Below are 13,351 nucleotides of genomic sequence, written 5' to 3'. Positions count from 1 at the left end.
GGTCGTGCGGCCGCGGCGGCCGCCGCGCGCCTCATTCGACGGCATGGAAGCCGCCGCTGTCGGGTTCGTTGGCCGGGAACCGCTCCGGATTCCACAGGTGGAGCACCTGGAGGTACATGCGCAGCGCCGTCAGCCCGTATCCCAGCGCCACCGCCGCGCCGGTCGGCCAGGTCTTGTAGTAGGGCGGCGACATGGTGACGTCGTCGTACACCCACAGCTGCCAGGCGTTCTTCGCGCTGAACCAGGCGAGCACGGCGCAGACGAAGATGCTGATCAGGAGGGTCGCGATCGTCGCCCGGCGGCGCCCGGCTTCCGGCATCAGGTCGAGCGCCAGGTCCATCCCGACATGGCCGTGCGTGGCCTGCGTGTAGGACAGGCCGAGGAAGACGATGATGGGCATGAAGAGCTCGGACAGCTCGAGATGCCCGGGGATCGGCGCCGCGAAGCCGTAGCGCATCACCACTTCGCCGACCACGAACACCATGGCGAAGAAGGCGAGGGCGGCGGCGGCCACCGCGAGGGCGACTTCGACCCGGCGCAGGGCGCGGCCGATCAGGGACGCGGCGACCGTCGTCGCCGCCATCAGGGCGACGACGGCGGCGGCCAGGATGGCCAGCTCATGCATGCCGGAACGTCCGGTCCGCTACTTCTTGGCCTGCGCCTTGACCTTGGCGACCTCCGCCTTCACGAAGTCGAGGATCTGCGTGCCGGGCCGCCCGGCCTCGTCCTGCTCCTTGGCCCACGCCTTCCAGATCGGCGTCGACGCCTCGATCAGCTTCTCCCGCTCGGCTTCGGGGAAGGGCGTGACCTCAAGCTTCTCCTTGAAGGTCGGGATCCACTTGTCGTCTTCCTTCTTGTAGGCCTTCAGCAGCGCCTCGGCGGCCAGCGCCCGGGCCTGCGGCAGCTTGGCCTTGAGATTGTCGGGCAGCTTGTTCCACGCCGTCAGGCTGACGCCCTGCCAGCAGACGAAGCCGCTCATCGCCATGCCCTCGGTCACGTACTTGGCGACCTCGTAGAGCTTGTAGGCGCCGAACGTGTAGCTGTAGGGGAAGCCGAAGCTGTCGATGGTGCCGCGCTCCAGCGCCTGGTAGCTCTCCGGTGCCGTCACCATGGTCGGCACGGCGCCGAAGGACTGGAGCGCCTTGGCGTTGAGGCCGCTGATGCGCATCTTGACGCCCTTCATGTCGCCGACGCCGGCGATGCGCTTGTTGCCCATGAACTCGTAGGCCGGCAGGAAGGTCGGCCCGAAGTACTTGATGTTCCAGCGATCGGCCATCTCCTTGGCGATCGGCGGAGCGTTCATGACCGCCTCGTAGACCTTGGCGTTCTCCGAGAGCTGGCGCGGCACGAGGAACGGCAGTTCCAGCACCGTCGTCAGCGGGAACTTGTTGGGATAGTAGCCGGCACAGAGCTGCGCGCCTTCGTAGCCGCCCGACTTGATCGCTTCGGGAGCCTGGCGTTCGGGGCCGAGCGATGCGCCGTAGGCGATCTTGATGATGAAGCTGCCGTTGGACTCCTTCTTGTAGAAGTCCGCCATGGCTTCGATGCCGGCCGTGACCGCGCGCGGCGGGCCGAAGATGTTGAAGTTCCACGTGATGGTCTCGGCCGAAGCCGGACCGGCTGTCAGGGCGCCCAGCAGCACGCCCGCAGCAACAGCTGCCGGTACTCGCATAGCAATTCCTCCCTGTTGCGCTCTATGAAACGGCGCGTCTTGCACACACTATGACAAGTATCGCATTGCGGCTCAAGGGGCCGCGTGCGATTCGTCAGGCGGTGTTCTTCAGGAAGGCTCGCCAGCCGCCCAGGCGGGTGATGTCCTCGGCGCCGGCGACGGCGTGTGCTTCGCACAGGAAGCCGGTGACGCCGGATCCATCGTCGAGCGTGACGGTGCCGAGGCAGAGCGGCGCCGGGACGCGGCGCAGGAAGGCGCCGACGCGGGCGGCCGGAAGGCTCCAGACTTCCAGCTCGAGTGCCGCCCCATCGGCCGCGACCCGCACCATGCCGGGGCGGCGGGGCGGGCCGCCGGGCAGGGCATAGAGGCGATACAGCGCCGCCGACCGGCAGGTGCGTTCCAGGCGTCCGCCGAGGTCGGCGAGCTGGCCGTTGAGCGGCAGGCCGCTCATGTGCGCGCCGACCACCGCGATCGGCACGCGGTCCTCTGCGACGACGGGGTCGAACTCGGGCGCCGGCAGGCGGCTGCGGGTCCGGCCGAGCGGCAGCGCTATCGATCGCTGCCATCCGGCGCCGAAGGCGAGCAGGGCGCGCTCTCGGTTCGCCGCCGCGATCAGCGTGATGCCGAAGGGCATGCCGTCGGGCCGGAAGCCCGCCGGCAGGGCGAGTGCGCTGAGCCCGAAGAAGTTCACGAAGTTCGTGTAGTGGCCGAGATGGGTGTTGAAGAGCACCGGCTCGCGCTCGAGATCGGCCAGCCGGTAGATCGTGGGCGCCGTGGGAACGACGAGGAAGTCGAGGCCGGCCATCTGCGCCAATGCGGCCGCCTTCAGCGCCGCCAGTTCGTACTGGCCCTCGAAGGCATCGACGGCGCTGTACTCGCGGCCGGCCATGACGATGTCGCGCGTGACCGGCCAGATCCCGGCGTCCTGCGCGGCGCCCTCGATGAAGGCGCCGACGGCCGCCGTCCGCTCGGCGACCCAGGGACCGCCGTAGAGCAGCCCGGCAGCGTCGCGAAAGGGCGAATAGTCGATCTCGATCGGCGTGCCGCCCTGCGCGGTCAGCCGGTCGATGGCCTGGCCATAGAGAGCGGCATAGGCTTCGTCGCCGAAGAATTCCGCGTCCCTGGCGTCGAGCACGCCGAAGCGGAAGGCGTGCGCGAACGGCTCGGTCGGCTGCGTGGCGGCGGCGACGTCCAGCACGCGGTCGGCGTCGGCGCAGGAGAGCGCGAAGACCGACACGCAGTCGAGCGAGCGGCAGGCCGGCACCACGCCCTCCGTGCTGAGCAGGCCCGGCGTCGGCTTCAGGCCGACGATGTTGTTGAAGCAGGCCGGGATGCGGCCCGAGCCCGCGGTGTCGGTGCCGAGCGCGAAGCTCACCAGGCCGGCCGCGACCGCGACGCCCGACCCCGAGCTCGAGCCGCCGGGCACGAACGCCGGATCGAACGGATTGCGCGGCACGCCGTAGGGCGAGCGCACGCCCACCAGGCCGGTGGCGAACTGGTCGAGGTTGGTCTTGCCCACGACGATGGCGCCGGCATCGACCAGCCGCTGCACGACCTCGGCGGAGCGGTCGGGCACGTAGGAGAAGCCGGGACAGGCCGCCGTCGTCGGCAGGCCGGCGACGTCGATATTGTCCTTCACCGCGAAGGGCACGCCGTAGAGCGGCAGCGAGCCGATCTCGCCGCGGCGGGCATCGAGCGCCGCCGCCGCCTCGAGCAGCGCATCGTCGGGCACGCGCGAGATCCAGACCCTGTCATCGCCGGCCGCGGCGATCCGGGCCAGCACCTCCTCGACCGTCTGCCGGCAGGTGAGGCTGCCGTCGGCGTAGCGGGCGCCGAGGGCCAGAAGGCCGAGATCCAGGTCAGACGTCATCGCTCTTCTCTAAAGGGTCGGGTCGCCGATTGCATACAAAAGCGATGCCAATCCCAAATACGCATGCAAAAGAACCACTTTGCATACAATTAGGGCGCGGCCCGGCTGCTTCAGGCGCAGGCCGGCGAGGCAGTCGACCCGCCGGTTCTGACTGAAAAATAAGCGAAAAAGCCCCTGAAACCGGCTTTCTCGCGGGCTGGCATATCGCTTGCAGTTCCTCTGTCCAAGTGCGGGGACAGGGAGCTGAGACATGAAGCGTCGTTCTTTCATCAAGGCCACGTCGGCGGCAGGCGCCGTGGCAACCGTCGCCCCGGCCATCTGGTCGGAGGCCAAGGCGCAGGCGCGCAACGAGACCCTCCTGATCGTGGGCGAGAGCCCGCCGAACTCGATGGACATCCAGGGCGTCGGCGCCAACCGGCCGGCCTACGAAGTGTCGTGGAACACCCATGACCGGCTGATGACCTACGGCGTCAAGAAGGACGCCAACGGCAACGATCACTACGACTACACCAAGCTTCAGCCCGAACTGGCCGAGGAGTGGGACCTCAAGCCCACCTCGGTGACCTTCAAGCTGCGCAAGGACGCCAAGTTCCACGACGGCACGCCGGTGACCGCCAAGGACGTGAAGTGGTCGTTCGACCGTGCCGTCACGGTGGGCGGCTTCCCGACCTTCCAGATGGCGGCCGGCTCGCTGCAGAAGCCCGAGCAGTTCGTGGTCGTCGACGACCACACGATCCGCGTCGACTTCCTGCGCACCGACAAGCTCACCATGCCGGACCTCGGCGTGCCGGTGCCGGTGATCATGAACTCGGAACTGTGCAAGAAGCACGCGACCGCGACCGATCCCTGGGCGATGGAATGGTACAAGAACAACCATGCCTCGGGCGGCGCCTACAAGGTCGAGCGCTGGCAGCCCGGCCAGGAAGTCGTCTACATCCGCAACGACGACTGGAAGAACGGCCCGCTGCCCAAGGTGAAGCGCGTGATCATGCGCATCATCCCGTCGGCCGGTAACCGGCGCGCCCTGCTGGAGCGCGGCGACGCCGACCTGTCGTTCGACCTGCCGCCCAAGGACTTCTCCGAGCTGCGCAACTCGCCCAAGCTCACCGTCATCGGCACGCCGATCGAGAATGCCATGATCTATCTCGGCATGAACGTGACGCAGAAGCCGTTCGACAACGTCAAGGTGCGCCAGGCCGTGGCCTATGCCCTGCCGTACCAGCAGATCATGGACGCGGTGATGTTCGGCCAGGGCATTCCCCTGTTCGGCGGCGCCGACAACAAGTTCAAGGGCGTCTACTGGCCGCAGAAGGACGGCTACAAGACCGACCTCGACAAGGCCAAGGCGCTGCTGGCGGAAGGCGGCTATCCCAACGGGTTCGAGACGACCCTGTCGTTCGACCTCGGCCTCGCCAGCACCAACGAGCCGCTCACGGTGCTGATCCAGGAGAGCCTGGGCAAGATCGGGATCAAGACGACGATCAACAAGGTGCCGGGCGCCAACTGGCGGGGCGAGCTCCTGAAGAAGAACATGCCGATGATCACCAACGCCTTCGGCGGCTGGCTGAACTATCCGGAGTACTTCTTCTACTGGTGCTATCACGGCCAGAACGCCGTCTTCAACACGATGTCCTACAAGAACCCGACGATGGACGCGCTGATCGACAAGGCGCGCTTCACCACCGGGCCGGAATACGAGGCGGCGGTGAAGGGCTTCATCGACATCGCCTTCGAGGAGGTGCCGCGCGTGCCGATCTTCCAGCCGCTGCTGAACGTGGCGATGCAGAAGAACGTCACCGGCTACCGCTACTGGTTCCATCGCCAGCTCGACTACCGCCAGCTCGTCAAGGGCTAGCCGGGGCCTGGGGCAGGGGGCGTCATGCTGAAGATCCTGCTGTCACGGCTGGCGACGGCGATCCCGAGCATCGTCGGGGTCGTCATCGTCACCTTCATGCTGACGCGCCTGCTGCCGGGCGACCCGGCGGCCTACTTCGCCGGCCTCTCGGCGAGCCCCGAGGCGATCGCCGAGGTCCGCGCCAAGCTCGGCCTCGACAAGTCCCTGCCCGAGCAGTTCGTCGCCTATATCGGCGACCTCGTGCACGGCAATCTCGGCAACTCGCTCAGCACCGGCCAGCCGGTGGTGAGCGAGATCGCCACCCGCCTGCCGGCCTCGGCCGAGCTGACGCTGTTCGCCCTGGTCCTCGCGGTCGCGATCGCCATCCCGCTCGGCGTGCTGGCGGCGGTGAAGCAGGGCACCTGGATCGACCATCTCTGCCGCATCGTGACGACTGCCGGCGTGTCGCTGCCGGTCTTCTTCACCGGCCTGCTGTTCGCCTACGTGTTCTACTACCTGCTGCAATGGGCGCCGGCGCCGAGCGGCCGCCTCGACGTCTTTCTCTCGCCGCCCACCGACATCACCGGCTTCTACCTGATCGATTCCCTGCTGACCGGGAACCTCGAGACCTTCTGGGGTGCGCTCGGCCAGCTCGCGCTGCCGGCGATCTCGATGGCCATCTTCTCGCTGGCGCCGCTCGCGCGCATGACCCGCGGCTCGATGCTGGCCGTGCTCGGCAGCGACTTCGTGCGCACCGCGCGGGCGAGCGGGCTGGCGCCGCGCACCGTCGTCTTCACCTATGCCTTCCGCAACGCCGTGCTGCCGGTGATCACCACGCTGGGCATGGTCTTCTCCTTCCTGCTGGGCGCCAACGTGCTGGTCGAGACCGTGTTCGCCTGGCCGGGCATCGGCCTCTACGCGGTCAACGCGCTGATCACGTCGGACTACGCCCCCGTGCAGGGCTTCGTGCTGACCATGGCCATCCTCTACGTGGTGCTGAACCTCGCGATCGACCTGCTCTACGGGCTGGTCGATCCGCGGGTCCGGCTGGACGCCTGACCATGATGCCGCTGCTGCGCCACGCCCGCTACGTGCTGTCGGAGAATCCGGTGACCGGGCTCGCCTTCGGCCTGTTCGCCCTGTTCCTGGTGGCGGCGATCTTCGGGCCGCTGATCGCGCCCTACAATCCGCTGCAGACCAACGCCGCCATGGCCCTGAAGCCGCCGTCGGCGGCGCACTGGTTCGGTACCGACCAGCTCGGGCGCGACATCTTCAGCCGTGTCCTGGTGGCGACGCGGCTCGACCTCACCATCGCCTTCGCCTCTGTCGTGCTGGCCTTCTTCCTGGGCGCCCTGTCGGGCGTGGCCGCGGGCTATTTCGGCGGCTGGACCGACCGCGTCGTCGGCCGCCTCGCCGACACGATCATGGCCTTCCCGCTGTTCGTGCTGGCGATGGGCATCGTCGCGGCGCTGGGCAACAAGGTGATCAACATCGTGATCGCCACCGCCATCATCAACTTTCCGCTCTACGCCCGCGTCGCCCGCGCCGAGGCCAACGTGCGCCGCGAGGCGGGCTTCGTCGAGGCGGCCCGCCTGTCGGGCAACGGCGAGGCGCGCGTGCTGCTGGGCCACGTCCTGCCCAACATCATGCCCATCATGATGGTGCAGATGTCGCTCACCATGGGCTACGCCATCCTGAACGCCGCCGGCCTGTCGTTCATCGGGCTGGGCGTGCGGCCGCCCGACGCCGAGTGGGGCATCATGGTCGCCGAGGGCGCCAACTTCATCCAGTCGGGCGAATGGTGGATCGCGCTGTTCCCCGGCGCGGCGCTGATGCTGGCGGTGTTCTGCTTCAACCTGCTGGGCGACGGGCTGCGCGACATCATCGATCCGAGGAAGCGCACGTGACTTCCGTTCCGGCGCTCGCGGTCGAGGACCTGTCGGTCGAGTTCCGCACCCGCTCGGGCACGGTCAAGGTGCTCGATCAGGTCGGCTTCTCCGTCGACAAGGGCGAGACGGTGGCGCTGGTCGGCGAATCGGGCTCGGGCAAGTCGGTCACCGCCTTCGCCGTCATGGGCATCCTCGACGCCGCCGGCCGCGTCACCTCGGGCCGCGCCCTGTTCGGCGGCTCCGACCTGCTGGCGCTCTCGGAGCACGACCTCGCCGAGCAGCGCGGCCGCGAGCTGTCGATGATCTTCCAGAACCCGCGCACGGCGCTCAACCCGATCCGCAAGGTCGGCCGGCAGATCGCCGACGTGCTGGTGCGCCACGGCGGGGCGACGCGGCCCGACGCGCCGCGCGCCGCCGTCGAGATGCTGAAGCGCGTGCGCATCCCCGATCCCGAGCGCCGCGCCGAGGCCTATCCGTTCGAGCTGTCGGGCGGCATGTGCCAGCGCATCATGATCGCCATCGCGCTGGCCTGCCGGCCCGCGCTGCTGATCGCCGACGAGCCGACCACCGGCCTCGACGTCACCACCCAGGCCGTCATCATGGACCTGATCGGCGAGCTCGCCGAGGAGGCGGGCATGGCGACGATCTTCATCACCCACGACCTGGCGCTCGCCGCCGAGTATTGCGACCGCATCGTGGTGATGCATGCCGGCCACGTCGTCGAGACGGCGCCGGCGCACGAGCTGTTCGTCCATCCGCGCCATCCCTATTCGGCGCGGCTGCTGGCCGCGACGCCGGGCGAGACCGCCTCGCTGGCCGAGCTCAGCTCGATCCCCGGCGGCCTGCCCGACCTGCGCCGCGCCGACCTGCCGGCCTGCCGCTACAGCGACCGCTGCGAGCGCCGCCTCGAAGCCTGCGCCCAGCCCCTGCCGCGGCGGGTCGTCGGCGAGCGCCACCTCGTCGCCTGCTGGAACCCGCTGTGACCGCGCTGCTCGATATCGCCGAGCTGGCGAAGCGCTTCGACGTCGGCAGCAAGCGGCTCCTGTACGCCGTCGACGAGGTGAGCTTCGCCATCGCCAAGGGCGAGACGGTCGGCCTGGTGGGCGAATCCGGCTGCGGCAAGTCCACCCTGGTGCGGCTGATCAACCGCCTGCTCGACCCGAGCTCGGGCAGCATCCGCCTCGCCGGCACCGAGCTCGCCGACATGAAGGCGCGCGCCTTCGCCGGCAACGCCAACCGGCCGCGCATCCAGATGGTGTTCCAGGATGCCGGCGATTCGCTCAACCCGCGCTACACGGCGGCCGACGCGATCGCCGATCCGCTGCGCCGCATGAAGCGGATGTCGGGCGCGGCGCTGAAAGGCCGGGTCGAGGCCCTGGCCGACATGACCGGCCTGCCGCGCGAGCTGCTGAGCCGCTTCCCGCACCAGCTCTCGGGCGGCCAGAAGGCGCGCGTGGGCATCGCCCGCGCCATCGCCGTCGAGCCCGAGCTGCTGATCCTCGACGAGCCGACGGCGGCGCTCGACGTCTCGGTGCAGGTGGTGATCCTGCAGCTCCTGCAGCAGCTCAAGCGCGAGCTCGGCATGAGCTACCTGTTCGTCAGCCACGATCTCAACGTCGTGCGCCTGCTCTGCGACCGCGTGCTGGTCATGTATCTCGGCAAGATCGTCGAGCAGGGGCCGGCGGCCGAGGTGTTCGCCGCTCCGAAGCATCCCTACACGCAGGCGCTGATCTCGGCGATCCCGCAGGCCGAGCCCGACAAGAGGGTCGGGCGCCTGCGGCTGTCGGGCGAGCCGCGCAGCCCGATTGACCCCGATCCCACGGTCTGTCGCTTCTACGGCCGGTGCCCCAAGGGTGAGCCGCGCTGCTCGGCGGAAATGCCGGCCTTGCGTTCCATCGGCCCCGCATGGCAGGTTGCATGTCACTTGGTGTGAATCTAGTCACTTGATGTGAATCGGGGGGGACATCATGGCCGAGGACAAGCCCGACATTGGAAAACTGGTCGATGAAGCGGCCAAGGCGATCGGCCTGCCGATCGCGCCCGAATATCGCGACAAGGTTCTGCTGAACTTCGAGAGGTCGATGGCGATCGCGCGCCCTCTGCTCGAGGTCGAGCTCGACGACGACCTCACCTCGGCGCCGGTGTTCCGGCCATGACCGATCCCCTGTCCAAGGACGCGACGGCCGGCGACATCGCCCGTGCCGTGATGAGCGGCAAGGCCAAGGCGTCGGCGGTGATCGATGCAACCCTGAAGCGCATCGAGGCCAGCGAGCCCACCATCAATGCCTTCACCGACGTCGTGGCCGACCGCGCGCGCAAGCGGGCCCAGGAAATCGATTCGGGCCTGCACCGCGGCCCGCTGGTTGGCGTGCCCTTCGCCGTCAAGAACCTGTTCGACATCGAGGGCCTGCCCACGCGCGCCGGCTCCAAGATCAATATCGATGGGCCCAAGGCCGCGCGTGACGGCGCCCTGGTGCGCAAGCTCGAGGCGGCCGGGGCGATCCTGGTGGGCGGCCTCAACATGGGCGAATACGCCTATGATTTCACCGGCGAGAATGCCCACTACGGCCCGACGCGCAATCCGCGCGACCCGACGCGCATGTCGGGCGGCTCGTCCGGCGGCTCGGGCGGGGCGGTGGCGGCGGGCGAGGTGCCGCTGGCGCTGGGCTCCGACACCAACGGCTCGATCCGCGTGCCGTCCTCGCTCTGCGGCCTGTTCGGCCTGAAGCCGACCTACGGACGCCTGAGCCGCGCCGGCTCCTTTCCCTGGATCGACTCCTTCGACCATCTCGGTCCGATCGCGCGCTCGGTCGAGGACCTCGCGGTGTCGTTCGACGCCATGCAGGGCTGGGATCCCGACGATCCGGCATGCACCGACCGTCCGGCCGAGCCGACGGCGCAGATCCTGAACGACGGCATCGCCGGCCTGCGCATCGCCGTCGCCGGCGACTACTTCGCCAGGGGGGCCGAGCCCGAGGCCTTCGAGGCCGTCGCCACGGTGGCCAAGGCGCTCGGCGCGACGAAGACCGTGGTGATCCCGAACGCCGCTGCGGCGCGGGGCGCAGGCTACGTCATCACGGCCACCGAGGGCGGCCAGCTCCACGTGCCGCGCCTGCGCGCCAGGCCGCAGGATTTCGACCCCGACACGCGCGAGCGTCTGATGGCGGGAGCGCTGCTGCCGGGCTCCTGGTACGTCAAGGCGCAGCGCTTCCGCCGCCACTACTACGCCGAGGTGAAAAAACTGTTCACCGACGTCGACATCATCCTGGCCCCCGCCACGCCGTGCTCGGCCCCAAAGCTGGGACAGACGATGATGACGCTGGCCGGTGTCGAGATGGCGGTGCGCCCCAACCTCGGCCTGTTCACCCAGCCGATCTCCTTCATCGGCCTGCCGGTCGTGGCGGTGCCGCTGCAGAAGCCGGGGGGCATGCCGATCGCCGTGCAGGTCATCGCCAACCACTTCAACGAGGCGGCCGCGCTTCGCGTCGCGCGCCATCTCGAGAAGGAAGGCGTCGCCAGCGCGCCGGCGGCCTGATCCACTGTCATCCCGAGCGTGGCGCAGGATCTCAGGCCGGTTGCAGCCGGCGATGAGGTCCTTCGCTGCGCCCAGGACGATTCGTTGAGAGGACTCATCGAATGGACATCAACATTCCCGAGGTCGTGGCCGAGGTCACGGCGGCCTTCTATCGCTACGAGAAGGCGCTGAACGACAACGACGTCGCCGCGCTGGACGAGCTGTTCTGGAAGAGCCCGCACACGCTGCGCTACGGCGTCGGCGAGCAGCTCTACGGCTACGACCAGATTGCCGCCTTCCGCGCCGGCCGCGATCCGGGGGCCGCGGTCAAGCGTGACCTCCTGAAGGTCGTGGTCGCCACCTACGGCCGCGACTTCGGCACCGCCAACTGCGAGTTCCAGCGCCACGGCGTCGACCGGATCGGCCGCCAGAGCCACACCTGGATGCGCACGCCCGAAGGCTGGCGCATCGTCGCCGCCCACGTCTCGCTGCTCGGCGAGCCGACGGTGATGAAGGCGTGACGGAGCGGGGACCTTCAGGTCCGCTCAAGCTCATGATGCGGACCTGAAGGTCCGCGCTCGGTCCGGATCAGCGCCCGTTCTTGGTCCGCCATGCCTTGAAGTCCTCCAGCGACTGCGGGTCGGTCGCTGGGTAGAGGCCGAAGATGCCGCGGCCGGCGTGCACCTGCTCGGTGACGAAATCCTCGTAGGCCGTCATCTCGAAGGTCTCCTCGGCGATCTCGTCGACCAGGTTCGCCGGGATGACGATGACGCCGTCCTGGTCGCCCAGGATCGTGTCGCCGGGAACACCGGCGCGTCGCCGCAGCCGATCGGGACGTCGATGTCGATCGCCTGGTGCAGCGTGAGGTTGGTCGGCGCGCTCGGCCGCTGGTGGTAGGCAGGGAATCCCAGCGCCGCGATCTCGGCCGAATCGCGGAAGCCGCCGTCGGTCACCACGCCCGCCACGCCGCGCTTCATCAGGCGCGTCACGAGGATCGCGCCGGCCGAGGCGGCGCGCGCATCCTTGCGGCTGTCCATCACCATCACCGCGCCGGGCGGGCAGTCCTCGACCGCCTTGCGCTGCGGATGGCCGCGATCGCGGAACACGTCGAGCCGGTTCAGGTCCTCGCGCGCCGGGATGTAGCGCAGGGTGAAGGCCGGCCCGATCAGCACGGGCTGGCCGGCGGACAGGGGATGGACGTTCTGGATGAACTGGGTGCGGAAGCCGCGCTTGAACAGCGCCGTCGCCACCGTCGCGGTGCTGACGGTGCGGAGCTTGTCGTAGGACTTCATCGTTTCTCTCCCTTCAGGCCAGCAGCGCCGCGCCGCCGAGCGGCCGGCCGGTGCCGTCCGTGATCCCGGCGCCCAGGCCTGCGAGCTTGGCGAAGAAGTTGGGGAAGGTCTTGCGCACGCAGGCGGGCTTCAGGAGCCGCATCCCGGGCACGCGCAGGCCCAGCATGCCGAAGCACATGGCCACGCGATGGTCGTTGTAGGTCTCGATCGTCGCCCCGTGCAGCGGGCCGGGATGGACGGTGAGCGTGTCGCCGTTCTCCTCGACCCGGGCGCCGCACTTCGTCAGCTCGGTGCGCAGCGCGGCCACCCGCTCGCACTCCTGCACGCGCAGGCGCCCGAGCTCCGTGAAGCGCGTCGGCGTGGCCGCGAACGGCGCCAGAACGATCGCCGTCATGATGCTGTCGGCGAGGTCGGTCTGGCGCGAATAGCTCCCGCGCCACGGTCCCTGCGCGACCAGGTCGAGGAACTTCTGGTCGGCCTGCAGGCCGCTCCGCGGGGTCGGCTCGACGCGCACGCGGCCGCCGCCGTCGCGCAGCAGCCAGTCGGCGCCCCAGAAGTAGCTGGCGCCCGAGGCGTCGGCCTCGATGGCATAGGTGCCGCCGCGCCACGGGAAGTCCTTCACCAGGCGCCGCGTCATGTCGACATAGGGCAGCTCGTCCTCGTTGGCGCCGCTCACCGTCACCTGCCAGCCGCCGATGCCCGCGCTCAGCAGCAGCGCCGAGGCGAACTGCGAGCTGTCCTCGACGCTCACCGTGCAGGCGGCGCCGGGCCGCGGCCCGGTGCCGTGCACGACCGCGGGCAGCCGGTCGTTGGGCGTGTCGATGCGGTAGCCGAGCGCGCGCAGTGCCTGCACCAGCGCCGCCTGCGGCCGCTCGTGCATGCGCGGGATGCCGCTCACGCGGTAGCTGCCGGACCCCAGGCACAGCATTGGCGGCAGGAAGCGCGCGGCGGTCCCGGCATTCTCGACGAACAGCTCTAGCGGCTTGTCGGGCGTGCCGGCGTTGGGAATGCGCCCGCCGCCGCCCTGCACGACGAAGGTGCGGTTGGCGGGCTCGTCGGGATCGTCCGAGACGTCGACGCCGAAGCCCAGCCGGCGCAGGCAGTCGGCCATCGCCTGCGTGTCCTCGCTCCACAGCGCGCCCGTGAGCGTGACCGTCCCGCCGGCCAGCGCGGCCAGGATCAGCGCGCGGTTGGTCAGGCTCTTGGAGCCCGGCAGCACGACGGTGCAGTGCGGCGGCCGTGCCGGCGGCACGACCTCGATCAGGTCCGGCAGCATCGGC

General features: G+C 69.3%; 12 protein-coding genes and 1 pseudogene. 8 read left to right on the top strand and 5 right to left on the bottom strand.

The genetic code is table 11. The annotated features are described in order from the left end of the window. Positions 1-31 precede the first annotated feature (31 nt). From ACO073_RS27400 to atzF, 3 genes are all read right to left on the bottom strand, one after another. The gene (locus tag ACO073_RS27400) at positions 32-625 is read right to left on the bottom strand and encodes a TRAP transporter small permease (protein WP_422002076.1); all 594 of its coding nucleotides are present in this window, start codon (positions 623-625) and stop codon (positions 32-34) included. Positions 626-643: 18 nt separating this feature from the next. Continuing rightward, the gene (gene dctP / locus ACO073_RS27395; protein ID WP_422002074.1) at positions 644-1,672 is read right to left on the bottom strand and encodes a TRAP transporter substrate-binding protein DctP; all 1,029 of its coding nucleotides are present in this window, start codon (positions 1,670-1,672) and stop codon (positions 644-646) included. A gap of 94 nt (positions 1,673-1,766) precedes the next feature. Next, positions 1,767-3,542, bottom strand: a complete 1,776-nt coding sequence (gene atzF / locus ACO073_RS27390) for an allophanate hydrolase (RefSeq protein ID WP_422002073.1) — start codon at positions 3,540-3,542, stop codon at positions 1,767-1,769. A gap of 250 nt (positions 3,543-3,792) precedes the next feature. On the opposite strand from atzF, the gene ACO073_RS27385 reads away from it, so the two are divergent. The 8 genes from ACO073_RS27385 to hpxZ all read left to right on the top strand — a co-directional run bounded on the left by ACO073_RS27385 (position 3,793) and on the right by hpxZ (position 11,300). Then, positions 3,793-5,397 carry an ABC transporter substrate-binding protein gene (locus ACO073_RS27385; RefSeq protein WP_422002071.1) on the top strand — a complete coding sequence of 535 codons (1,605 nt, stop codon included), beginning with the start codon at positions 3,793-3,795 and terminating at the stop codon, positions 5,395-5,397. Between the two features lie 24 nt (positions 5,398-5,421). Further along, positions 5,422-6,435 carry an ABC transporter permease gene (locus ACO073_RS27380; protein ID WP_422002069.1) on the top strand — a complete coding sequence of 338 codons (1,014 nt, stop codon included), beginning with the start codon at positions 5,422-5,424 and terminating at the stop codon, positions 6,433-6,435. 2 nt (positions 6,436-6,437) lie between these two features. Continuing rightward, entirely contained in the window at positions 6,438-7,283 is an 846-nt protein-coding gene (locus ACO073_RS27375) for an ABC transporter permease (protein ID WP_422002067.1), read from the top strand. Then, entirely contained in the window at positions 7,280-8,248 is a 969-nt protein-coding gene (locus tag ACO073_RS27370) for an ABC transporter ATP-binding protein (protein ID WP_422002066.1), read from the top strand. Before ACO073_RS27375 ends, ACO073_RS27370 begins: the two co-directional genes overlap by 4 nt. Further along, positions 8,245-9,198, top strand: a complete 954-nt coding sequence (locus ACO073_RS27365) for an ABC transporter ATP-binding protein (RefSeq protein WP_422002064.1) — start codon at positions 8,245-8,247, stop codon at positions 9,196-9,198. The genes ACO073_RS27370 and ACO073_RS27365 overlap by 4 nt, the downstream gene beginning before the upstream one ends. A gap of 34 nt (positions 9,199-9,232) precedes the next feature. Further along, complete coding sequence (locus ACO073_RS27360) at positions 9,233-9,421, top strand: DUF4089 domain-containing protein (protein ID WP_422002062.1); 189 nt, start codon at positions 9,233-9,235, stop codon at positions 9,419-9,421. Beyond that, the gene (locus tag ACO073_RS27355; RefSeq protein WP_422002060.1) at positions 9,418-10,800 is read left to right on the top strand and encodes an AtzE family amidohydrolase; all 1,383 of its coding nucleotides are present in this window, start codon (positions 9,418-9,420) and stop codon (positions 10,798-10,800) included. Before ACO073_RS27360 ends, ACO073_RS27355 begins: the two co-directional genes overlap by 4 nt. Before the next feature lie 101 nt (positions 10,801-10,901). Beyond that, a complete protein-coding gene (gene hpxZ / locus ACO073_RS27350; RefSeq protein WP_422002059.1) occupies positions 10,902-11,300 on the top strand; it encodes an oxalurate catabolism protein HpxZ in 399 nt (132 codons plus the stop codon). Between the two features lie 67 nt (positions 11,301-11,367). On the opposite strand, the pseudogene ACO073_RS27345 reads toward hpxZ, so the two are convergent. Both ACO073_RS27345 and ACO073_RS27340 read right to left on the bottom strand, forming a co-directional pair. Then, positions 11,368-12,071, bottom strand: a pseudogene (locus ACO073_RS27345) (ribonuclease activity regulator RraA). 13 nt (positions 12,072-12,084) lie between these two features. Next, positions 12,085-13,347: a 3-phosphoshikimate 1-carboxyvinyltransferase gene (locus ACO073_RS27340; RefSeq protein ID WP_422002057.1), complete on the bottom strand. Its 1,263-nt coding sequence runs from the start codon at positions 13,345-13,347 to the stop codon at positions 12,085-12,087. Between the last annotated feature and the right edge of the window lie 4 nt (positions 13,348-13,351).

It is taken from the genome of Reyranella sp., from assembly GCF_965229815.1.
GTDB lineage: Bacteria > Pseudomonadota > Alphaproteobacteria > Reyranellales > Reyranellaceae > Reyranella.
This window is presented reverse-complemented; position numbering and strand designations above follow the sequence as displayed.

Excerpts from the sequence above, each read along its gene's own strand:
- ACO073_RS27400 (WP_422002076.1), bottom strand. The coding sequence starts at position 625 with ATGCATGAGCTGGCCATCCTGGCCGCCGCCGTCGTCGCCCTGATGGCG.
- dctP (WP_422002074.1), bottom strand. The coding sequence starts at position 1,672 with ATGCGAGTACCGGCAGCTGTTGCTGCGGGCGTGCTGCTGGGCGCCCTG.
- atzF (WP_422002073.1), bottom strand. The coding sequence starts at position 3,542 with ATGACGTCTGACCTGGATCTCGGCCTTCTGGCCCTCGGCGCCCGCTAC.
- ACO073_RS27385 (WP_422002071.1), top strand. The coding sequence starts at position 3,793 with ATGAAGCGTCGTTCTTTCATCAAGGCCACGTCGGCGGCAGGCGCCGTG.
- ACO073_RS27380 (WP_422002069.1), top strand. The coding sequence starts at position 5,422 with ATGCTGAAGATCCTGCTGTCACGGCTGGCGACGGCGATCCCGAGCATC.
- ACO073_RS27375 (WP_422002067.1), top strand. The coding sequence starts at position 6,438 with ATGATGCCGCTGCTGCGCCACGCCCGCTACGTGCTGTCGGAGAATCCG.
- ACO073_RS27360 (WP_422002062.1), top strand. The coding sequence starts at position 9,233 with ATGGCCGAGGACAAGCCCGACATTGGAAAACTGGTCGATGAAGCGGCC.
- ACO073_RS27355 (WP_422002060.1), top strand. The coding sequence starts at position 9,418 with ATGACCGATCCCCTGTCCAAGGACGCGACGGCCGGCGACATCGCCCGT.
- hpxZ (WP_422002059.1), top strand. The coding sequence starts at position 10,902 with ATGGACATCAACATTCCCGAGGTCGTGGCCGAGGTCACGGCGGCCTTC.
- ACO073_RS27340 (WP_422002057.1), bottom strand. The coding sequence starts at position 13,347 with ATGCTGCCGGACCTGATCGAGGTCGTGCCGCCGGCACGGCCGCCGCAC.